Origin of the sequence: Mesorhizobium australicum WSM2073 (assembly GCF_000230995.2) — a bacterium.
Taxonomy (GTDB): Bacteria; Pseudomonadota; Alphaproteobacteria; order Rhizobiales; family Rhizobiaceae; genus Mesorhizobium; species Mesorhizobium australicum.
The window spans coordinates 62,684-84,157 of record NC_019973.1; the positions used below are offsets into that span (position 1 = coordinate 62,684).

19 protein-coding genes and 1 other RNA gene are annotated in these 21,474 nt (G+C 62.9%); 12 read left to right on the forward strand and 8 right to left on the reverse strand.

Annotated features, from left to right (window positions below):
* Positions 1–31: 31 nt before the first annotated feature.
* Together MESAU_RS00300 and ffs are read right to left on the reverse strand one after the other, a co-directional pair.
* Positions 32–1,858 (reverse strand): DNA polymerase III subunit gamma/tau, encoded by a 1,827-nt coding sequence (locus MESAU_RS00300; RefSeq protein WP_015314046.1) that lies wholly within the window; start codon positions 1,856–1,858, stop codon positions 32–34.
* 104 nt (positions 1,859–1,962) lie between these two features.
* An RNA gene (ffs, locus tag MESAU_RS29730) (signal recognition particle sRNA small type) lies at positions 1,963–2,059 on the reverse strand.
* Positions 2,060–2,203: 144 nt separating this feature from the next.
* On the opposite strand from ffs, the gene MESAU_RS00305 reads away from it, so the two are divergent.
* The 3 genes from MESAU_RS00305 to MESAU_RS00315 are packed head-to-tail and all read left to right on the forward strand — an operon-like array spanning position 2,204 to position 3,948.
* Positions 2,204–2,623, forward strand: coding sequence for an HIT domain-containing protein (locus MESAU_RS00305; protein WP_015314047.1), 420 nt, complete (start codon positions 2,204–2,206; stop codon positions 2,621–2,623).
* Between the two features lie 50 nt (positions 2,624–2,673).
* Positions 2,674–3,618 (forward strand): NAD(+) diphosphatase, encoded by a 945-nt coding sequence (gene nudC, locus MESAU_RS00310; RefSeq protein WP_015314048.1) that lies wholly within the window; start codon positions 2,674–2,676, stop codon positions 3,616–3,618.
* Between the two features lie 30 nt (positions 3,619–3,648).
* Positions 3,649–3,948: a Dabb family protein gene (locus tag MESAU_RS00315; RefSeq protein WP_015314049.1), complete on the forward strand. Its 300-nt coding sequence runs from the start codon at positions 3,649–3,651 to the stop codon at positions 3,946–3,948.
* 1 nt (position 3,949) lies between these two features.
* On the opposite strand, the gene MESAU_RS00320 is transcribed toward MESAU_RS00315, so the two are convergent.
* On the reverse strand, positions 3,950–4,813 hold the full coding sequence (locus MESAU_RS00320) for a prephenate dehydratase (protein ID WP_015314050.1): 864 nt from the start codon (positions 4,811–4,813) through the stop codon (positions 3,950–3,952).
* 9 nt (positions 4,814–4,822) lie between these two features.
* Positions 4,823–5,551: a 3-deoxy-manno-octulosonate cytidylyltransferase gene (locus MESAU_RS00325; RefSeq protein ID WP_015314051.1), complete on the reverse strand. Its 729-nt coding sequence runs from the start codon at positions 5,549–5,551 to the stop codon at positions 4,823–4,825.
* A 193-nt stretch (positions 5,552–5,744) separates the two neighbouring features.
* Here MESAU_RS00325 and MESAU_RS00330 point away from each other — a divergent pair, with 193 nt between their 5' ends.
* The 7 genes from MESAU_RS00330 (at position 5,745) to MESAU_RS00360 (ending at position 15,219) form a co-directional block, all read left to right on the forward strand.
* On the forward strand, positions 5,745–6,440 hold the full coding sequence (locus MESAU_RS00330) for a c-type cytochrome (protein ID WP_015314052.1): 696 nt from the start codon (positions 5,745–5,747) through the stop codon (positions 6,438–6,440).
* A gap of 166 nt (positions 6,441–6,606) precedes the next feature.
* Positions 6,607–8,481, forward strand: coding sequence for an extracellular solute-binding protein (locus tag MESAU_RS00335; RefSeq protein ID WP_015314053.1), 1,875 nt, complete (start codon positions 6,607–6,609; stop codon positions 8,479–8,481).
* Entirely contained in the window at positions 8,481–10,349 is a 1,869-nt protein-coding gene (locus tag MESAU_RS00340) for an extracellular solute-binding protein (protein WP_015314054.1), read from the forward strand. Before MESAU_RS00335 ends, MESAU_RS00340 begins: the two co-directional genes overlap by 1 nt.
* 30 nt (positions 10,350–10,379) lie before the next feature.
* A complete protein-coding gene (locus MESAU_RS00345) occupies positions 10,380–11,474 on the forward strand; it encodes a microcin C ABC transporter permease YejB (protein ID WP_015314055.1) in 1,095 nt (364 codons plus the stop codon).
* A complete protein-coding gene (locus tag MESAU_RS00350; RefSeq protein ID WP_015314056.1) occupies positions 11,474–12,619 on the forward strand; it encodes an ABC transporter permease in 1,146 nt (381 codons plus the stop codon). The genes MESAU_RS00345 and MESAU_RS00350 overlap by 1 nt, the downstream gene beginning before the upstream one ends.
* Positions 12,616–14,247, forward strand: a complete 1,632-nt coding sequence (locus MESAU_RS00355; protein ID WP_015314057.1) for an ABC transporter ATP-binding protein — start codon at positions 12,616–12,618, stop codon at positions 14,245–14,247. The genes MESAU_RS00350 and MESAU_RS00355 overlap by 4 nt, the downstream gene beginning before the upstream one ends.
* Before the next feature lie 30 nt (positions 14,248–14,277).
* Entirely contained in the window at positions 14,278–15,219 is a 942-nt protein-coding gene (locus tag MESAU_RS00360; protein WP_015314058.1) for a 2-hydroxyacid dehydrogenase, read from the forward strand.
* A gap of 115 nt (positions 15,220–15,334) precedes the next feature.
* Here MESAU_RS00360 and MESAU_RS00365 read toward each other — a convergent pair whose 3' ends face one another.
* The 3 genes from MESAU_RS00365 to MESAU_RS00375 all read right to left on the reverse strand — a co-directional run bounded on the left by MESAU_RS00365 (position 15,335) and on the right by MESAU_RS00375 (position 17,257).
* Positions 15,335–15,862, reverse strand: a complete 528-nt coding sequence (locus MESAU_RS00365; RefSeq protein ID WP_041163236.1) for a P-loop NTPase family protein — start codon at positions 15,860–15,862, stop codon at positions 15,335–15,337.
* 14 nt (positions 15,863–15,876) lie between these two features.
* Positions 15,877–16,236, reverse strand: coding sequence for a hypothetical protein (locus MESAU_RS00370; RefSeq protein ID WP_015314060.1), 360 nt, complete (start codon positions 16,234–16,236; stop codon positions 15,877–15,879).
* A gap of 100 nt (positions 16,237–16,336) precedes the next feature.
* On the reverse strand, positions 16,337–17,257 hold the full coding sequence (locus tag MESAU_RS00375) for a class I SAM-dependent methyltransferase (protein ID WP_015314061.1): 921 nt from the start codon (positions 17,255–17,257) through the stop codon (positions 16,337–16,339).
* Positions 17,258–17,407: 150 nt separating this feature from the next.
* On the opposite strand from MESAU_RS00375, the gene MESAU_RS00380 reads away from it, so the two are divergent.
* Together MESAU_RS00380 and MESAU_RS00385 are read left to right on the forward strand one after the other, a co-directional pair.
* Positions 17,408–18,418, forward strand: coding sequence for a ligase-associated DNA damage response exonuclease (locus MESAU_RS00380; RefSeq protein ID WP_015314062.1), 1,011 nt, complete (start codon positions 17,408–17,410; stop codon positions 18,416–18,418).
* Positions 18,419–18,422: 4 nt separating this feature from the next.
* Positions 18,423–20,024 carry a cisplatin damage response ATP-dependent DNA ligase gene (locus tag MESAU_RS00385; RefSeq protein WP_015314063.1) on the forward strand — a complete coding sequence of 534 codons (1,602 nt, stop codon included), beginning with the start codon at positions 18,423–18,425 and terminating at the stop codon, positions 20,022–20,024.
* Between the two features lie 34 nt (positions 20,025–20,058).
* On the opposite strand, the gene MESAU_RS00390 is transcribed toward MESAU_RS00385, so the two are convergent.
* Positions 20,059–21,204 carry a hypothetical protein gene (locus tag MESAU_RS00390; protein ID WP_015314064.1) on the reverse strand — a complete coding sequence of 382 codons (1,146 nt, stop codon included), beginning with the start codon at positions 21,202–21,204 and terminating at the stop codon, positions 20,059–20,061.
* Between the last annotated feature and the right edge of the window lie 270 nt (positions 21,205–21,474).

The following is a 21,474-nucleotide window of genomic DNA, read 5'->3' on the forward strand; positions in this document are numbered from 1 at the left end:
GGTCCGATCCTTTGCGGATTAGTGCTGGATATCAGGGTTCGTCGTCATCGGCCGGCGGCTCGACCGGCATTTCGGCCTCGCTCGCGTCGGCGTCGGGCGTGTCGGGAATGCGCACATCGATGATCTTGGCGCCGGGAAAGCGGGCCAGGATGGAGGCCACGGTCGGGTCGTTCCTGGCATCGAGGAAAGCGTTTTCACGCTTCGTCGATTCCATCTCGGCCAGCGTCTGGCCGCCCTCCTCCTTCGACAGCGACACCAGCCAGTGGCGGCCGGTCCAGGCGCGCAGCTTGGTCGTCAGGTCGTTGAGCAGCATCTTGGGCGCATCGTCGGTCAGGCTTACGTCGATGCGGCCCGGTTCGATGCGCACAAGACGAATGCAGCTCTTGATCAGCACCTTGAAGGCGATGTCGCGTTTCGCGTCGGCAAGGGCAACGATGTCGGCCAGCGATTTCAGCGGTACGGTTTGCACCTCCGGCGCCGGTTGCGGAGGCGCGACGAAGGCAGTCGGAGTAGGCGTGGCCTCGACCAGCCGCATGGTCTGCGCGCCGCCCGAGCCGCCAGGCATGCGCGCCTGCGCCACGGCGCTGGCGCCATTGCCGGGATTCACGGGGCCGGGGCTCATCGGCGCGCCGTTCGGGCGCGGCGCGGCGCCAGTTGCCGAGGCGCCGCTCTCCAGCGATCTCAGCGCCTCGTCCAATGTCGGGAGGTCGGCGGCATGCGCCAGCCGGATCAACACCATTTCGGCGGCACTGACCGGCCTGTTGGAGGACTGCACCTCGGGAATGCCCTTGAGCAGCATCTGCCAGGTCCGCGACAGCACCCTGACCGACAACGCCCGGGCGAAATCGGCACCGCGCTGACGCTCGTCCTGCGACAGCGAGGCATCGTCCATCGCGGTCGGCACGAAGCGCAGTCTGGTGACGAGATGGTTGAACTCGGCAAGATCGGTGAGCACGGCGGCCGGATCGGCGCCGGTATCGTATTGCGCGCGAAACTCCCCAAGCGCTGCCGCCACATCGCCCTTCATCACATGTTCGAACAGATCGACGATACGGGCGCGGTCGGCCAGCCCCAGCATGGCGCGCACGGCCTCGGCGCTGACCGAGCCGGCGCCATGGGCGATCGCCTGGTCGAGAATGGAGAGCGAATCGCGGGCGGAACCTTCCGCCGCGCGCGCGATCATCGCCAGCGCGTCGTCGTCGACCGAAATGCCTTCCTTGCCGGCGATCGAGGAGAGATGCGAGACGAGCGCGCCGGCGTCGATGCGCCTCAGGTCGAATCGCTGGCAGCGCGACAGGACGGTGATCGGAACCTTGCGGATCTCGGTGGTAGCGAAGATGAACTTGACGTGCGGCGGCGGCTCCTCCAGCGTCTTCAGCAGGCCATTGAAGGCCTGCGTCGACAGCATGTGCACTTCGTCGATGATGTAGACCTTGTAGCGGGCCGAGACCGGCGCGTAGCGCACGCGCTCGATGATGTCCCTGATGTCGTCGATGCCGGTGTGCGAAGCGGCGTCCATCTCGATGACGTCGACATGGCGGCCTTCCATGATCGCCTGACAGTGCTCGCCAAGCACGGCGAGGTCGACCGAGGGCTGATCCGTGGTGGCGGTTTTATAGTTCAGGGCACGCGCCAAAATGCGCGCGGTGGTGGTCTTGCCGACGCCGCGCACACCGGTCAGCATCCAGGCCTGGGCAATGCGGCCGGTGGCAAAGGCATTGGTGAGGGTGCGCACCATCGGCTCCTGGCCGACGAGTTCGGAAAAATTCGACGGACGGTATTTGCGCGCCAGCACGCGATACGCGGCGGCCTTGCCCGTCGCCAGACTATCGGGGCCCGAATTTCCGGCTTCGCTCATTCGCCCGTTAAGCTCCAAAAGGCCGCGCCCACAGGCGCCGATTCCTGCGCATAGTCTCGCCCGCGCTGCAATGCGTCGTCAATGTCGCGAGGAGGGCCGATGAGGTGGGAGGCTGGAACAATGACCCGTTCCGGGCTCGTTAGGGCTGCTTCCTTCCGGACCTGACCCGGTTGGCGAGTGGATCGTCCACCACCAACCTCCCGCTGTCCATATCGGCAATTGCGCGACGAAATGCAAGTGCGCAGGCAAATCGGCACCGCGGACCACCAGATTCGCTTGCAGCACCGGTGCAGCCGCTCTAGCGTTCATGGTTTGAGGAAACCAAGAAAAGCAAGGGAAACGCCGATGCTGCCGGGCCTGAAGGCCGGATTCACGCTGGATGCCCGGCTGGAGGCCGACAGCGAGCAATTGATGTGGCTGGGGCTGTGCGAATTGCGGGTGATGAACGACCGCCGTTGGCCATGGCTGCTCCTGGTCCCGCAGCGGCCGGGCGCGGAGGAGATCCACGACATGACGCCGCTCGACCAGGCGATGCTGACCTTCGAGACCAATATGGTGGCGCAGGCGCTGAAGAAGGTGAGCGGCTGCACCAAGATCAACACCGGTGCGCTCGGCAACATCGTGCGCCAACTGCATGTCCACATCATCGCACGGTCCGAGGGCGATCCCGGCTGGCCCGGCCCAGTCTGGGGGCATGGCCTGCGCGAGCCCTATCAGCGTTCCGACCTGCGCCGGTTTGCCGAAACGATAAGGGCAGCGCTATAAGCCTTGCCGTGTCCATCCCAAGCATGTCCATCCCCAACACCAGAGTCCACATGACCTTCCGCCTGTTTGACGCGCCCGTGCGCGAGCCGAGCCAGTTCGTCGGCTTTGCCGGCAACACGATCGACCGGCAATCCGAGAACCGCGCCGACGATTCGGTCGACAAGGCGCTGGCCGACCCGACGACGCGGCTGCTGTTGATGAATGGCGGCAGGCTCCTGCTGAAGCCCGGCGAGGGCGGCCGCCTCGACCCATGGTTCGGCATCGCCGAAAGCGAGCCCTTCAGCCCTTCGGTCGACCAGGGCGTGCTGCTCGGCTTTTCCGAACAGGGGCCGGTGCTGGCGGTGCTGGCGGGCATCGATGCTGAACAGCTGCCCGAAACCGTCAAGGCGATCGATTACCGCTCCGTCTATATGCAAGGGCTGATCGACGAGGCCGCCGCCGGCGCGGTGGCGCAGGGCGCCGCCCTGCTTGCCTGGCACGCCAGTCACCGCTTCTGCAGCAAATGCGGCACCCAATCGCAGATGCGGGCAGGCGGCTACAAGCGGCATTGCCCCAATTGCGGCACCGAGCATTTTCCGCGCACCGACCCGGTGGCGATCATGCTGACGACGACGCGGGAGAAATGCCTGCTCGGGCGCGGCCGGCATTTCGCGCCGGGCATGTATTCGGCGCTTGCCGGCTTCATCGAGCCGGGCGAGACGATCGAGGCGGCGGTGCGCCGCGAAACGCTGGAGGAGGCGGGCATCCGGCTCGGCCGCGTCGTCTACCACGCCAGCCAGCCCTGGCCGTTCCCCTATTCGCTGATGATCGGATGCTTCGGCGAGCCGCTCAACGAGGACATCCAGGCCGATCTCGACGAACTGGAGGACTGCCGCTGGTTTTTGCGCGACGAGGTGCGCCTGATGCTGGACCGAACGCACCCCGACAATCTGGTCACGCCGCCGAAAGGCGCCATCGCGCACCACCTCATCCGCGCCTGGGTCGACAGCGAATAACGAATATCGAAGTCATTGCAGGAGAGACAAATGATCCGTCACACCGTCGTCTTCACGCTGAAGCACCCACCGCATTCGCTGGAGGAAAAGCGGTTCCTCGTCGACGCCAGGAAAATCCTCTCGGCGATCCGGGGCGTCACGCATTTCGAGCAATTGCGGCAGGTCAGCCCGAAGAACGACTATCAGTTCGGCTTCTCGATGGAGTTCGCCGACCAGGCCGCCTACACCAGGTACAACGACCATCCCGACCATGTCGCCTTCGTGCGCGACCGCTGGGTGCCGGAAGTCGAGACCTTCATGGAGATCGACTACGTGCCGTTGGGCTGGTAGCTCAATCCGCCACCTTCCACTGCTCGCGTGACTCGCTCGCTGGATAGACACCGAGGATCCGCACTTCGCGCGAGAAGAACCGCAGCTCGTCGAGCGCCAGCTTGACCAGCGGATCGTCGGGGTGGCCCTCGATGTCGGCGTAGAACAGCGTCGCCGTGAAGGCGCCGAGCTGGTAGCTTTCCAGCTTTGTCATGTTGATGCCGTTGGTGGCGAAGCCGCCCATGGCCTTGTAGAGCGCGGCCGGCACGTTACGGACGCGAAAGATGAAGGTCGTCATCATCTTGACGTCGGGTGACGGGCGCTCGGCCCATTGCTTGCTTTTGGTCAGGACGACGAAGCGGGTGACGTTGCTGTCGGTGTCCTCGACATTCTCCTCGATGATGTCGAGCCCGTAGAGCGTCGCTGCCAGCGCCGGCGACAGCGCGGCCATGGTGCGGTCCTTGACCTCGGAGACCATCTTGGCGGCGCCCGCCGTGTCGCCGGCGACCACTCCCTTCCACCCGTTCTTGCGGATGTATTTGCGGCATTGGCCGAGGGCGTGGATGTGGGTGTGCACGGTCTTGATCTCGTCGCGCCTGACGCCCGGCAGCACCATCAGCTGGAAATGGATCGGCAGGAAATATTCGCCGACGATGTGCAGCTTCGATTCCGGCAGAAGGTGGTGGATGTCGGCGACGCGCCCGGCGATGGTGTTCTCGATCGGGATCATGGCAAGATCGGCCTTGCCGGTCTCCACGGCATTGAACGCGTCCTCGAAGGTCGGGCACGGCAACGGCTCCATAGAGGGATAGACGTTGCGGCTGGCGGTGTCGGAATTGGCGCCGGGCTCGCCCTGGAAGGATATTCTATTGGTCTTTTCAGGCATGCTGATATCTCAGTTGGAAAGGATTTGCCTGGCACGGTCCAGGTCTTCAGGGGTGTCGACGCCAAGCGGCAGCGACTGCACGATCTCGGCGTCGATGCGCATGCCGGCTTCCAGGGCCCGCAGCTGCTCCAGCCGCTCGCGGCGCTCAAGCGGCGACGGCTTCAGCGCGACGAAACGCTCGAGTGCCGCGCGTCGATAGGCGTAGAGGCCGACATGGTGATAGAGCGGCCCCTCGCCCCAGGGTGCCGTGGCGCGGGTGAAGTAAAGCGCCCGCAACCGCGTGCCGGTGAGCGGCGACCCGACGATCTTGACGACGTTAGGATTGGTCTTTTCCCCCTCGCGGACGATCTCGACGCCGAGCGTGGCGATATCCACCGAAGGGTCGTCGAACGGCTTGAGCGAGGCTGCGATGATGCCGGGATCGATGGTCGGCAGGTCGCCCTGCACATTGACGATCGTTTCGACCTTGCCCAAGGGATCAAGAGCGATCAACGCCTCGTGGATGCGATCCGAACCCGACTCATGATCCATGCGCGTCATCACGGCCTCGAAACCATGCGCCCGCACCGCTTCGGCCACGCTTTGCGTGTCGGTCGCCACCACCACCCGGCCAAGCCCGGCCTCGGCCGCGCGGCGCGCCACATGAACGATCATCGGCGCGCCCGATATGTCGGCCAGCGGCTTGCCCGGCAGGCGTGTCGAGGCCATGCGGGCCGGGATCAGGATCAAGGTGGACATCGGTCTGGCAAGGCGTTCGAAAAGAGGAGGGGAAAAGTGGCAAAAGGTCTCACTGGAAGCGCCCTTATAGGTGTTGCAACGCCCGAGCAAAAGACCTAGTTTCCGCCCGATTTGACCGGCTCTGGAGGGCTGGTCTCGATACCGACGGACGGAGTGGACGGATCAGTCCGCCGGAAAAGGGAGCAAGGGGCGTATGGATTCCAACGAAGTCAACAAGCTGCTCGCCGGATTGCTCGGAACCGTTTTCGTCGTTTTCTCCGTCGGCCTGGTGTCTGACGCGCTGTTTGCCTCGCCCGCTCCGGAAAAACCAGGCTTCGCCATCGAGGCCGCCGAGCCGGCAGAGGGCGGCCCTGCAACGCCGGCCGCCGCGGCCAAGCCGATCGCCGATCTGCTGGCCACCGCCAATGTCGAGGCGGGTGCCGCCGTGTTCAAGAAGTGCCAGGCCTGCCATTCCGGCGAAAAGGGCGGCCCAAACAAGGTCGGCCCCGATCTGTGGGACCTCGTCGACCGCCCGGTCGCCGAACATGAAGGCTTCGCCTATTCGGCCGGCATGAAGGAATTCTCCAAGGGCGGCACGGAGAAGTGGACCTATGACAACATCAACCACTTCATCACCTCGCCAAAGAAATTCGTGAAGGGAACGGCCATGGGCTTTGCCGGCCTGCCCAAGGACGAGGACCGTGCCAACGTTATCGCCTATTTGCGCACGCTGTCGGACAATCCCAAGCCGCTGCCAGCACCGGGCGCCGCCGCAGACGCCTCCGCGCCCGCCAAGCCGGCCGATGGAGCCGCCCCGGCGAAGCCGGCCGACGGCGCCGCACCGGCCAAGCCTGCGGCACCTGCCGCTCCGGCAGCACCAGCTCCTGCTGCACCGGCGCCCGCTAAATAACCTGATTATTATCGCGACGATCTTGAAAAAGCCGGGTTCAGCCCGGCTTTTTGTTGGGAAAATGCCTGATGCGGCGACAAAGCCGCGCATGGCGGTTTTCATGAGCGTCAAATCATCTAGGATCGCCCTTCTGGATGAGCTGGCACGCATAGCGAGAGGATAATGCATGACGGTTGGCCGAACGCTTCTGAGGTCGATGCTGGTCGTGGCCCTGCTGGCGGCGGGGTTGCAGGCGACCCGGGCTGACGAGTGGCGGACCACCTCATCGCTGATCGGCGACTCCAAATATGGCGCCAACTTCCAGCACTATGACTACGTCAATCCAAACGCGCCGAAAGGCGGAACGCTGAATTCGGTGGAACTCGGCACCTTCGATAGTTTCAACCCGTTCATCGCACGCGGCACCCCCGCCGCGGGATTGAACTATCAGGGTGGGCTGCTCTACCAGTCGCTGATGGCCAAATCCCTAGACGAGGGTAGCGTCAATCACCCCGAGATCGCCGAAGCCTATAAGTATCCGGCTGATTTTTCATCCGCGACTTACCGACTCGACCCGCGTGCCAGATGGCATGATGGCCAACCGATCACCGCGGATGACGTGGTTTGGTCATTCAACTTCCTCAAAAAGGAAAGCCCGCAGTTCAACCATTATTTCGCCAACGTCACCGACGCTGTCGCGGTGTCTGATCGGGAAGTGGAATTTCGGTTCAATCAAAAGGGAAATCGGGAGCTGCCGCTGATTATGGCGGACGTCGTAGTGCTGCCGAAACACTGGTGGGAAGGCACCGACGCCAGCGGAAAAAAGCGTGATATCACCAAGCCAAGTCTCGAGATCCCGCTCGGCTCTGGCCCCTACCAGATCGAGAGCTTCAAACCCGGCTCGGAAGTCGTCTGGCGGCGGGTTCCCGACTTTTGGGCGGCCGATCTCGGCATCAATGTTGGACGCAACAATATCGATGTTCGACGCTATACTTACATTCTCGACGACAATGCCGCGTGGCAAGCTTTCACCAAGGGCGGGTACGAAGACATCCACTCTGAAAACAGCGCGCGCCTATGGATGACGCGCTACAATTTTCCGGCTCTCGGAGCCGGCGACGTGATCAAGCGGGAATTCAAGGCAACGTCCCTCGCTTCGATGCAAGGCTTCATCATGAACACGCGTCGCGCGAAGTTCCAGGATCGACGCGTGCGCGAGGCGCTCGGCTATGCCTTCGATTTTGAAACCTTGAACCGCACCCAGTCCTTCGGTCTCAACACCCGTGCCAACAGCTATTTCATGGGCAGTGACCTTGCCTCAAGCGGCCTTCCGCAAGGCAAGGAACTGGAGATACTCAATCCATATAAGGACAAACTGCCGCCGGAACTGTTTACCCAGGAATTCAAACCTCCGGTCTTCGATAGCCCGCAGGCGGAGCGGCAGAATTTACGCAAAGCGATCGACCTGTTTGCGGCAGCCGGCTGGAGAATCCAGAATGGCCAGATGACCAATGAGAAAAGCGGGGAGCCTTTCACCATCGAGATTCTGGGGTTCGATCAAGGCGCCGAAACAACCGTCAATCCGTTCGTGACCATGTTGCGAAAGATCGGGGTCGCTGCGTCGTTCAGGATCGTCGATACCAGCCAATACATCGCTCGACTCAATGATTTCGACTACGACATGATAACGTCTCGGCTGTCGCAATCGGATTCGCCGGGCAACGAGCAACGTGAATTCTGGAGTTCAAAGGCTGCCGATACGCCGGGCTCGCGAAATTACTCGGGGATCAAGAATCCGGTGGTGGATGCACTGGTTGAGCGCGTTATCTTCGCGACTGATCGTGACGACCTGCTCGCCGCTACCCATGCACTCGACCGCGTTTTGTTGTGGAATTTTTATCTCGTCCCGCAATTCACCCGGTCCGTGGTCTGGCTGGCCTATTGGGACAAGTTCGGCATTCCGGAAAACCAGCCGACTTACCTGGGCCCGGATCTCGATTCCTGGTGGATTGATCCTAAGAAAGAAGCTGCGCTGGCGGCCAAGTACAAGGGTCTGAATTGATGGCGGCCCTGCCCCGCCGCGATTTCCTGGCTTTGGGTGGCGCTGCCGCTGCAGCAGCGCTGATGCCGGGCAAAGCCTTTGCAAACGTTGCGACCGGCACCAAGCTGCACGGCCTTTCCGCCTTCGGCGACCTCAAATACAAGCCTGATTTCCCGCATTTCGACTATGTCAAAGTCGATGCGCCCAAGGGCGGCATCTTCAATTTCTCGCCGCCGAATTGGGGTTACAACCAGGATACGCAGACTTTCAACACGCTGAACTCCTTCGCCAACAAGGGCGATGCGCCGCCACGCATGGAGATGTGTTTCGACGCGCTGATGGTGCGGGCGCTCGATGAACCTGACGCGGTCTATGGCCAGATCGCGGATGGCGTGACGCTCTCCGACGACCGCAATGGCTTCACCTTCTCGCTTCGACCCGAGGCGCGTTTCCATGACGGCACGCCGCTGACGGCGCAGGATGCTGCCTTCACCTTCAAGCTCTATAAGGAGAAGGGCCATCCCGAGCTATCGCTGTCGCTGACGCACATGGTCGATGCCGTTGCCGTCGATGACCGCACACTGCGGCTTACTTTTTCCGGCAAGCAATCCGCCCGGACCGTGCTCAACGTGGTGGAATTCCCGATCCTGTCCAAGGCCTTCTACACGGCAAATCCCTTCGATTCCTCGCAATTGAACCCGCCCCTCGGCTCCGGCGCCTACAAGGTCGGGCGTTTCTCGGCCGGCGCATGGATCGAGTACGATCGGGTGGCGGACTATTGGGGTCGTGACCTCGCGTTCAATCGCGGCCAGAACAATTTCGATCGTATCCGCATCGAGTTCTACCAGAACCGCAACGCCGGATTCGAAGCCTTCAAGAAGGGTGAGATCACTTATCGCGAGGAATTCGTGTCACGCGTTTGGGCCACCGCCTATGACTTCCCTGCAATGACCGCGGGCAAAGTGGCCAAGCATGAATTCCCGGCCGAAAAGCGACCCTCGATGCAGGCCACCGCGGTCAATCAGCGGCGAGAGCAGTTTCGCGACCCTAGGGTGAGGCGGGCGCTCGCGCTATGTTTCGATTTCGAGTGGACGCGCCGCAACTTTTTCTACGGCTCGTACGAGCGTTCGCAATCCTGCTTCGAGAAATCGGACTTTCGCGCCGAAGGGACACCGTCGCCGCAAGAACTGGCTCTGCTGGAGCCGCTGCGAAGCCAGTTGCCGGCAGAGGTCTTCGGCGAGGCAGTGACCCAGCCCGCGTCCGACGGCTCCGGTCGCGACCGCAAGCTGCTTGGCCAAGCGGCAAAACTTCTGTCCGCCGCTGGGTGGAAGCGATCAGGCGACTTTGTCGTTAACGACAAGGGGGGCCGGCTTTCAGCCGAGTTCATGGTCGATGACGACACCTTCGTCCAGGTCTATTCGCCCTGGGTCGCCAACATGAAGGCGATCGGCATCGACGCCACGATACGGTTGGTGGATTCGGCGCAATACCAGTCCAGGCAGGCGAGTTTCGACTTCGACCTCTTGTCTGCTGCCTTTTCGTTCAGCGCGACGCCGACTCGGGATGATCTCGAAGTCTTCTTCCATTCGAGCACCGCCGGCGTCTCCGGCTCCCGCAACTTGCCGGGTATCTCCGATCCCGCTGTCGACACGCTGATCAATGCCGTGGGCGCGGCAAAGGACCGTGAAAACCTGACCGTGGCGATGCGGGCGCTCGACCGGGTCTTGCGTGCGCGATGCGATTGGATTCCTAGTTGGTTCCTGGCGAATCATCGCGTTGCCTATTGGGACATGTTCGGCTTTCCCGAACAAAAGCCCGATTTCGGCTTTCCGGTCGAGACGCTGTGGTGGTTCGATAAAGGCAAGGCGGCAAAAATTGGCAAAGGCTGAGATGTCAGTCCCACGAGGGCAGAAGGCCTGATGGGCGCCTATATACTGCGCCGCATCCTTTTGATGATCCCGACCCTGTTCGGCATCATGGCGATATCGTTCGCCGTCATCCAGTTCGCGCCTGGCGGGCCGGTCGAGCAGGTCATCGCCAAGCTGACCAACCAGGGCGGCAGCGACCGCCTCGGCGGTGGCGGCGGCGATGCAGGCGGCTCCAATTTCGACGTCGCCGGCGATGTCAGCTCGAAATATCGCGGCGCCCAGGGCCTCGATCCGGAATTCATCAAGAAGCTGGAGAAGCAGTTCGGTTTCGACAAGCCGCCGCTCGAGCGCTTCGGCATGATGCTGTGGAATTATGCCAGGTTCGATTTCGGCAACAGCTATTTCCGCGATATCTCGGTGCTCGACCTGATCCTGGAAAAGATGCCCGTATCGATTTCGATCGGGCTCTGGATCACCTTGTTGTCCTATCTGATCTCGATCCCGCTCGGCATTCGCAAGGCGGTGAAGGACGGCACGCCCTTCGACGTCTGGACCAGTGGGGTCGTCATCGTCGGCTATGCCATTCCAGGCTTCCTGTTCGGCATCCTTTTGATGGTGCTGTTCGCCGGCGGCTCGTTCTGGGACTGGTTCCCGTTGCGCGGCATCGTCTCGGACAATTGGGACCAATTGTCGTGGCCGGCCAAGATCGTCGATTATTTCTGGCACATGACGCTGCCGCTGACGGCGCTGGTGTTGTCGGCCTTCGCAACGACCACGCTTTTGACCAAGAACTCCTTCCTGGAGGAAATCCGCAAGCAGTATGTGGTGACGGCGCGCGCCAAGGGCCTGTCGGAACGGCAGGTGCTTTATGGGCACGTTTTCCGCAACGCCATGCTGATCGTCATCGCCGGCTTCCCGGGTGCCTTCATCTCGGCCTTCTTCACGGGATCGCTGCTGATCGAGAACATCTTTTCGCTCGACGGGCTCGGCCTGCTCGGCTTCCGGTCCGTGGTCGAGCGCGACTATCCGGTGGTGTTCGCCAACCTTTATATCTTCTCGCTGCTTGGCCTGTTCGTCGGGCTCCTGTCCGACCTGATGTACACCTGGGTCGATCCGCGCATCGATTTCGAGCGGAGAGACATCTGATGTCGGAGGCAAGCGTAACCGCCGGTGTCTTGCCGGAGCGGCTCCCACGGCCGTTCCTGTCGCCGCTCAACAAGCGCCGCCTGCAGAATTTCAAAGCCAACCGGCGCGGCTACTGGTCGCTGTGGATTTTCCTCGTCCTGTTCGTGCTGTCGCTGTTTGCCGAATTCATCGCCAACGACAAGCCGATCATCGCTTCCTACAAGGGCGAGATCCTTTTCCCGGTGATGGTTGCGTATCCCGAGGAAAAATTCGGCGGTTTCTATGCCGTCACGGATTATCGCGACCCGGTCATCCAGGACGAGATCAACGCCCATGGCTGGATGATCTGGCCGCCGATCCGCTATTCCTACCAGACCGTCAACAACGCCATTCCGGAAGCAGCACCGGCCAAGCCATCATGGGAATATGACGCCAAGACGCGCTGCAACCAATATCCACGAGGAGCCGATGACCCGGCCTGCAATGTCGGCAACTGGAACTGGTTCGGCACCGACGACCAGGCGCGCGACGTGCTGGCGCGCGTCATTTACGGCTTCCGCATTTCGGTGCTGTTCGGCCTGATCCTGACCGCGGGTTCGGCGCTGATCGGCGTCGGCGCCGGTGCCTTGCAGGGCTATTTCGGCGGCTGGACCGATCTCCTGTTCCAGCGCTTCATCGAGATCTGGTCGGCCATTCCCGTGCTCTATCTGCTGCTCATCGTCGCCGCCATCCTGCCGCCGGGCTTCTTCATCCTGCTCGGCCTGATGCTGCTGTTTTCCTGGGTGGCGCTGGTCGGGGTGGTGCGGGCGGAGTTCCTGCGCGCCCGCAACTTCGAATATGTCAACGCGGCGCGCGCGCTCGGCGTGCCCAACCGCACCATCATGTTCCGGCATCTGCTGCCCAACGCCATGGTGGCGACATTGACCTTCCTGCCCTTTTTGCTGAGCGGCTCGATCTCGACGCTGACCTCGCTAGACTATCTCGGCTTCGGCCTGCCGCCCGGCTCCGCCTCGCTCGGTGAACTGCTCAAGCAGGCGCAGCGCAATCTCAACGCGCCTTGGCTCGGCATTTCCGGCTTCGTCGTCATCTCGCTGATGCTGTCGCTGCTGGTATTTGTCGGCGAGGCGACGCGCGACGCCTTCGATCCGCGCAAGACGTTCAAATGAGCGATGCTCCCTTGCTCAGCGTGCAGGACCTCAGCGTCGCCTTCAGCCAGGGCGGCGGCCAGTCAGTCGCCGTCGACCACATTTCGTTCGACATCGCCAGGGGCGAGACGGTGGCGCTGGTCGGCGAATCCGGCTCCGGCAAATCGGTCTCGGCGCTGTCGGTGCTGAAGCTGCTGCCCTATCCCAGCGCCAGCCACCCCTCGGGCAAGATCCTGTTTCAGGGTGCCGACCTGCTCGCCATGAGCGAGAAGCAATTGCGCCAGGTGCGCGGCAACAAGATCACCATGATCTTCCAGGAGCCGATGACCTCGCTCAATCCGTTGCACACGATCGAGCACCAGATCGTCGAAATCCTGAAGCTGCATCAAGGCATGGGCGACCGTCCGGCCAAGGCGCGCACGTTGGCCCTGCTCAATGAGGTCGGCATCCGCGATCCGCAGAAGCGTCTGGACGCCTATCCGCATCAGCTGTCCGGCGGCCAGCGCCAGCGCGTCATGATCGCCATGGCGCTCGCCAACGAGCCGGAACTGTTAATCGCGGACGAGCCGACGACCGCGCTCGACGTCACGGTGCAGGCACAGATCCTCGAACTGCTCGCGGGCCTCAAAAGCCGCAAGGGCATGTCGATGCTGTTCATCACCCATGACCTCGGCATCGTGCGCAAGATCGCCGACCGGGTCTGCGTGATGACCAAGGGCAAGATCGTCGAGACCGGACCGACCAAGGACATCTTCGCCAACCCTCAGCACCCCTATACGCGCCATCTTCTGGCCGCCGAGCCGAAAGGCAAGCCGCCGGCCGCCAATGCCGACGCCAAGCCTGTCATGACCGGCAAGGACATCAAGGTCTGGTTTCCGATCAAGCAGGGGTTCTTCCGGCGCACGATCGATCATGTGAAGGCGGTCGACGGCATCGACGTCACCGTGCGCGCCGGCCAGACGCTGGGCGTGGTCGGCGAATCCGGTTCGGGCAAGACGACGCTCGGCCTGGCACTGGCGCGCATGATCTCGTCGACCGGGACGATCCAGTTCAACGGCCGAGACATCAACCAGCTCACCTTCAACGCCATGCGACCGCTCAGGCGCGAATTGCAGATCGTCTTCCAGGATCCGTTCGGCTCGCTCAGCCCGCGCATGTCGATCGCCGAGATCATCGAGGAAGGGCTTAAGATCCACGAGCCAAAGCTGTCGCCCGACGAGCGCGACGACAAGGTGGCCGCCGTGCTGAAGGAAGTCGGGCTCGATCCGGCGACCCGCAACCGCTATCCGCACGAGTTTTCCGGCGGCCAGCGCCAACGTGTCGCCATCGCCCGCGCCATGGTGCTCAACCCGCGCTTCGTCATGCTGGACGAGCCGACATCGGCGCTCGACATGAGCGTGCAGGCACAGGTCGTCGATCTCCTGCGCAATTTGCAGGCCAAGCACGACCTCGCCTATCTTTTCATCAGCCACGACCTCAAGGTCATCCGGGCGCTGGCCAATGACGTCATCGTCATGCGCAACGGCCAGATCGTCGAAGCCGGCCCTTCCGAACAGATTTTTGGAAATCCGCAAACCGACTATACTCGGGCTCTGATCTCGGCCGCTTTCAAGATCGAGACAGCGCCGACAGGCGTGGTCAGCGAGTGATCCGCACAAGGAAGGACTGAACGAACCGCGATGGAAAAAGGCCGCATCCTGCTTGCCGTCACCGGCTTTCATCCGCAGCGCTGGCGCGACCTGCTGTCGGCCGAGCGCGAGGTGGTGCTGGAACCGGACGGCCCCAAGGATCCCTCGATCACCTATGCGGTGGTGTGGAAGCAGAAGCCCAATTTGATGTCGTCGCTGCCCAATCTGCGCGCCATCTTCTCGATCGGCGCCGGCGTCGACCATATCTTCGCCGATCCCGGCCTGCCCGACGTGCCGATCGTCAAGGTCGTCGCCGACAACCTCACCCAGTACATGACCGAGTACGTCGTCTGGCGGGTGCTCGATCACCATCGCCAGGGCCTGCTCTACCGGTCGCAGCAGCCAAAGAAGATCTGGCACGAGCCACAGCAGAGGCCGGCCGGTGACATTTCCGTCGGCATCATGGGACTTGGCAGTCTCGGCCGCGCGGCAGCCTCGGCGCTGCTGTCGCTGGGCTTTGCGGTCAATGGCTGGTCGCGCACGGACCGGCCAATGGAAGCGGTGGCGACGTATGGCGGCGAAGCCGGGCTGATCCCATTCCTCAACGCCACCGACATTCTGGTCGTGCTTCTGCCGCTGACGCCGGACACGCAAGGCATCGTCAACTACGGCGTGCTGAAGGAATTGAGGAAACGCAACGGCCTCGGCGGCTCGGTGCTGATCAATGCCGGACGCGGCCGCCTGCAGAAGGACGCCGACATCGTGCGCGCGCTGGATGACGGCACGCTGAAGGAGGCGAGCCTCGACGTGTTCGAGGTGGAACCACTGCCGAAGACCAGCCCGTTGTGGAACCACCCGAAGGTGTTCGTGACGCCGCATGCCGCGGCGACTTCCGATCCAGCCCATCTGGCGCCGCTCATGCTGCGCCAGATGGACGCTTTCGAACGCGGCGAAAGGCTCGACAATCTGGTGGACCGCAAAGCAGGATACTAGAGCGGTTCAGCGTTTTATGGAATCGCCGACCCGCTCTAATTCTTTGTTTTTACGCAATTCCGGACGGAAAACCGCTACGCACTTTTCCTGGAATTGCTCTAGCCAGACGTCCTCGTCACCTGGCCAAATCCCAGTCCTGAAAACATTTCTTGATCGCCCGGACCGACGACAGTTGCAGCTTCGGCAGGTTGACTTGGTCGAACGTCGCCCGGTATCTTGAGCGGTTTTTCGGCGTGGTCACGGCAATGTGGTGGATCATGTCCCATTTGGTGCTGTCGCGCCCACCCTCCAAGGCTCCGCGTCTCTCCTTCTCGAACAAGGTACGCCTGAAATAGCGCAGCAGACTTGCCGGGGTGGAAATGTCCAGCAGGATCAATCCGGTCGCGCGCTGGAAGCGTTGCGGCATGCAAACCGAGTAATTTCCGTCCATCACCCACCGTTCGCTGGCGATCGCTGCGTCATGCAAGGCAATGAATTCGTCCCTCGGACGCTGCAGCCAATCCGTGTTGGGCAGGTGAAAGAGCAGATCAAGATGAATGGGTGTCAGGCCACGCTTGCGCGCGATCGCGTCGGCAAGCGTCGACTTGCCGCTGTTCGACGGGCCCAGGATACAGATGCGGTCGCCGAAGTCCGAGAGCTTCATTTGGGCAACACGCATCAGCCAGGCAGCGCGAACTTCTTCTGCTTGTCCGGTTTGCCGCAGTCGCGGCGATCGATCGACCGGTTCATGGCATCGATTTCGCCTGACGCCTTGTCGCTGTCGCGTTGAGCCTTGGAACGCATGTCGGGCGTGAACGGGCCAAAACCCATGGCAGGATTGGAAAAAGTCGGCTTGGCGGTCGTGGGGAGACTATATTGCTGCGCCAATCCGTTGCGCCGCGACAGCAACTGATCGCATGGCACGCTGTCATATTGCAGCGAGGACTCGACGTTGGCGTCCTGCCGCTCGGACGCTGAATTGCCCACGCAGCCGGTGGTTACGAGGCAAGACGCCAAAATCATCACGTTCCAGCGCATAGAAGTGCTCCTCCTGATATCCCGCCCTGATGCGACCAGATCGCAAATATCGGTCGCGCACGCAAATCGGACTTTTTCGCAGCAGCGCAAAGAGTTGCCCTCACAGGGGACCGGCTTTCCATGCCACGACGGCCAGGCCTTTGACAGGCTCGCGGCGATCCCAGCGGATGGTTGTCGGCTCCAGCGCGAGGACCGAGAGGCCGTTGGCCTCGAGGGTCCGTACGACATAGCCATCCGAATGGGCGTAGCGCCGGGAGGGCTGCAGCGCGAACTCGCCACCGCCTTCCGCCAGGCTCTCGACTGAAAAGGCAAACAGGCCACCGTCGGCGAGCAGGCCGGCGACCACTCCCACCAGACCTTCGAGGCCGCCGATGTAGATCAGCACGTCGGCTGACGTCACCAGATCGGCCCTGTCGCCCGAATAGGAAAAATCCTGCAAATCCGCTTTCGTCAGCGCGTCGTAGATGCCTTTTGCCCGCGCCTTCTTCAGCATCCTTGCCGAGATGTCGAACCCCTCCAGCCGGTCGACGATCGGCCTCAGCTTCTCGCCCATCAGCCCAGTGCCGCAACCCAGGTCGAGCGCCAGGCGGAGGCGGCCCGGCCTTGCCTTGCGGATGGCCGCGTCGAGCACCTCGGGCAGCCGGTAGTCGAGCTTGCCTACCAGCATGTCCTCGAATGTCTCGGCATAGTGGTCGAACAGCGTTTCGACAAAGGCGCTGGGCGGCGTCATGGAGACCGGACCTTTGCCGATCAGCTGCAATTTGAGAGCCGCGCCCTGGCGATCGGCCGGATCCAGTTTCAACGCCGTCGTCCAGGCCTGCGCCGCCAGGTCGAGCCTGCCCGATGCCTCCTGCATCTCGCCCAGGCGAAACCAGCCCATTGCCCATTGCGGCGCCAGTTCCAGGCCGCCGAGCAGCAACTCGGCGGCAGCGGCATGATCGCCGGAGGCAACGAGCATTTCGGCATAGTCCGCACGGCGATCGGCGTTCGGGTCGCCCGACGAGGTCTGAAGCGGTTTCATGATGATGGTTTCCACCTGCAGGGAGCCGGCCGCCCATATCTGTAGAGCAAAGAATGCCGAAGCTGAACTGAATTGGACAGGCTTTGCCCGGGAGTCAGCAGTCTCGGCCAACAGGCTTCCCGCGGCGGAATTATATCCTATCTTGGCACCATGCGCGCCAGCGACCTGCTTCATCCCCGGCCCGAAGGCCTCTACTGCCCGCCGGGCGATTTCTTCATCGACCCGGTGCGGCCGGTGAACCGGGCGCTGATCACGCACGGCCATTCCGACCATGCGCGTTCCGGCCACGGCTCGGTGCTTGCGACACAGCAGACGCTCGACATCATGGGACTTCGCTACGGCGAGGATTTCGCGGGGACGACGCAGACAGCCAGGCTCGGCGAGACGATTGCCCTCAACGGCGTCGATGTCAGCTTTCATCCGGCCGGCCATGTGCTGGGTTCGGCGCAGATATCGGTCGAGCACCAGGGCAGGCGCATCGTCGCCTCCGGCGACTACAAGCGGCAGAAGGATGCGACCTGCGCGCCCTTCGAGCCGATCCGCTGCGACATCTTCATCACCGAGGCGACTTTCGGCCTGCCGGTGTTTCGCCATCCGCCAGACACGGAAGAGATCGCCCGGCTGCTGAAATCGGCGGCGCAATTCCCGGAGCGCTCGCACCTGGTCGGAGCTTACGCGCTGGGCAAGGCGCAACGCGTGATGCGGCTGTTGCGCGACGCCGGTTACGACAAGCCGCTCTACATCCATGGCGCGCTGGCCAAGCTCAGCGCGTATTACCAGAGCCAGGGCATCGATCTCGGCGATCTCGAGCCGGCGACCGTGGAGAGCGGGGCCAAGCAAGATTTCGCCGGCGCCATCGTGGTCGGCCCGCCATCGGCCTTCGCCGACCGCTGGGCGCGGCGCTTTCCCGATCCGATCTCGTGCTTCGCGTCGGGCTGGATGCGCATCCGCCAGCGCGCCAAGCAAGGCGGCGTCGAACTGCCGCTGATCATCTCGGATCATGCCGACTGGGACGAACTCACCGCCACCATCAAGGAGACCGGAGCCGCCGAAATCTGGGTCACGCACGGCCGCGAGGAAGCGCTGGTGCGCTGGTGCGAACTGGAAGGCATCGCCGCCCGCCCGCTGCATCTGGTGGGCTATGAGGATGAGGGCGATTGACGGCATGAACCGCTTCGCCGAGCTTCTCGACCGCCTGGTGCTGACGCCGTCGCGCAACGGCAAGCTGACCCTTTTGATCGACTATTTCCGCTGCGTCGAGGATCCCGATCGCGGCCTGGCGCTGGCGGCCATCACCGGCGATCTCAGGATTGCCGCGGTCAAGCCGGCCATGCTGCGCACGCTGGTCACCGAACGCATGGACCCGGTGCTGTTCGGCTATTCCTACGATTATGTCGGCGACCTCGCCGAGACGGTGTCGCTGGTCTGGCCGCAAACGCCTGGCAGGATCGCCAACCGCGAGCCGACGCTTGGCGAGGTGGTGGCCAAGCTGCAGGCGGCAAGCCGCTCCGATGGACCGAAATTGCTGACGGGGCTGCTCGACAGCGCCGGCATCTCGGCACGCTTTGCCATCATCAAGATGGTCACCGGCGGCCTGCGCATCGGCGTCTCGGCGCGGCTGGCCAAACAGGCGCTGGCCGATTTCGGCAAGGTCGACGTCGCCGAGATCGAGGAACTCTGGCATGGGCTATCGCCGCCCTACACGGCGCTTTTCGCCTGGCTGGAAGGCAAGGCCGAAAAACCGCGCAACACGGCGATGGCGCTGTTTCGCCCAGTCATGCTGTCGAACCCGGTCGGTGACGGCGACCTCGAAAAGCTCGATCCCGCCGACTACGCGGCGGAATGGAAATGGGACGGGATCCGGGTCCAGGCGGTAGCCGAAGGCGGCATCCGCCGGCTCTATTCGCGCACCGGCGACGACGTCTCAGGGGCCTTTCCAGACCTCGCCGACGCCATGCGTTTTTCCGCTGCGCTCGATGGCGAATTGCTTGTCGGCGATCCGCGAGAAGCGACGGGAACCTTCTCGGACCTGCAGCAGCGGCTGAACCGCAAGATGGTGACGCCGAAGATGCAGCAGCAATATCCAGCCTTCATGCGCTGTTACGACGTGCTTCAAATCGGTGCCGAGGATCTGCGCGGACTGTCCTTCCGCGAGCGACGCGGCCGGCTCGAAGCCTTCATCGGGACGCTCGACCCGAGCCGCTTCGATCTCTCCCCCTTCGTCGCGTTCACGGATTGGCAGTCGCTCGAGGACCTGCGCCGCGCGCCGCCGCATCCGATCATCGAAGGCGTGATGCTGAAGCGCTGGGATTCGCCCTATGTCGCCGGCCGGCCGAAGGGTCCATGGTTCAAATGGAAGCGCGATCCGCACACGGTGGACGCGGTGCTGATGTATGCCCAGCGGGGCCACGGCAAGCGCTCGAGCTTCTATTCCGACTACACGTTCGGCGTCTGGTCCGGAGCCGAGGGCGAGGAGGAACTCGTGCCGGTCGGCAAGGCCTATTTCGGATTCACCGATGAAGAGCTGAAGCAGATCGACAAATATGTCCGTGACAACACCGTCGAGCGTTTTGGACCGGTGCGCTCGGTGCGCGCCGACCGCGACAATGGCCTGGTGCTGGAAGTCGCCTTCGAGGGACTCAATCGTTCGACCCGGCACAAATCGGGTGTGGCCATGCGTTTCCCCAGGATTTCACGATTGCGCTGGGACAAGCCGGCCAACGAGGCCGATCGCATAGAAACCCTGCAGGCGCTGCTCGACCGCTAGGGACCGTCAATGTGTCAGTCGCAACGAATTCAGTTCAGGGTTCGACCGAGACACGGATCTCGTAGACGTCGACCGCCTTGCCCTGCTTGTCGAAATCGGAATTGATGGCGATGGTTCCGGCCGAGCCCGGATGCTTGTCGGGAAACTTCACGTCGAACAGATATTCGTTCTTCTGCTGGCCGACCGCGTAACGCTTGCGGCCGCAATCGCCGAGTTCGCCAAAATTGCAGTCGACGGATATCTGCGTGTCCTTGCCGTCCTCGGCCCGGGCGATGATGTCGAACACGGCGTGCTTGCCGGCGAGTTTTTCCAGCACGCCCTGTCCGACATCGAAGGCGATCGCCGAGCCGGAGGCGCCGGACTGGATGCGCAGGAACGGCCCGCTGTCGTCCTTCATCACCTCGGCCTTGGCGTCGGACGGAGCGGCGACATGCGTCGGGTCGGACGGTAAAAACACATTGATCCAGTCGCGCGACAGGTCCGCGGCACCGGGCTTTGCCGGCGCGTTGGCGCCATCGGCCGGGGTGAAATCGTCGTCCTCGACGGTCGGCGGCGCTTCCGGCGGCGCGGTATTGAGCTGCGCGGCGGTCTTGAACACACCGGTTTGCATGGCAAAGTACAGTCCGATGCCAATCGCCGCGAGCAGCGTCACCGTGAAGAAAATGGCGGTCAGCGGCAGCCGCCGGCCTCGAATGCGCCGCTCATCGCGATCGGGCGCGACTTCCGTGGCGGCACCGGAAGAGGCTGGAACCGACATGTCGATGGCTGGCGCACCGGGCAGGGTCGCATCCGGCATGATGTCGGGAACCACCGGCAGCACGCGCGAACGCGGTGCGTCGGAAGCGGGCTGCCCGGGACCGTCGACGGTCACAGCGGGCGATGACGCCCTTGGGCCCGCCTCGACCGCGGGCGCCGCGCCGGCCGCGGCCTCGACCGCCGGCGCGTCGATCTGCGGGGCAACACCGGGCACCGCCGGCAGGTACTCGGATTCGATTTCGGTGATTTTTGCCTGGATTGCCTTGCGGCGCTTGATGGCGACTTCCACGGTCACGCCGGGATTGGCCTGGAGCGCGCGGTCGAGCGCGGCGAAGGCCGAACGATAGACCCTCTCGCGGAACGCACGGTCCTCGGCATTGCCCTTTTCCAGGGCGTTCCGGATCGCTTTTTCGATCGCGTCCAAGCGAGATCCCTCTGCAAATTGTCCCAAGCTTTCATGATGGTTAGCCGCAGGCGACCAATCAATCAACGGGCGGGCAGCCGCATTCTGCCTCGACAGACCGTCCAAAGTCTATTTTCACGATGTTCCGGCAAACAAAATCGGAACATGTCGGCGATTCCGGGCATGCAGGGACGCCAGAACGCCGGTTTCGATCGGGGCGCGGCTCTTGCATGATTTGCCAAGTCGCATCTTGAATTCGCGGCCGGTTGAGTCTATCACCCTGCCCATCTT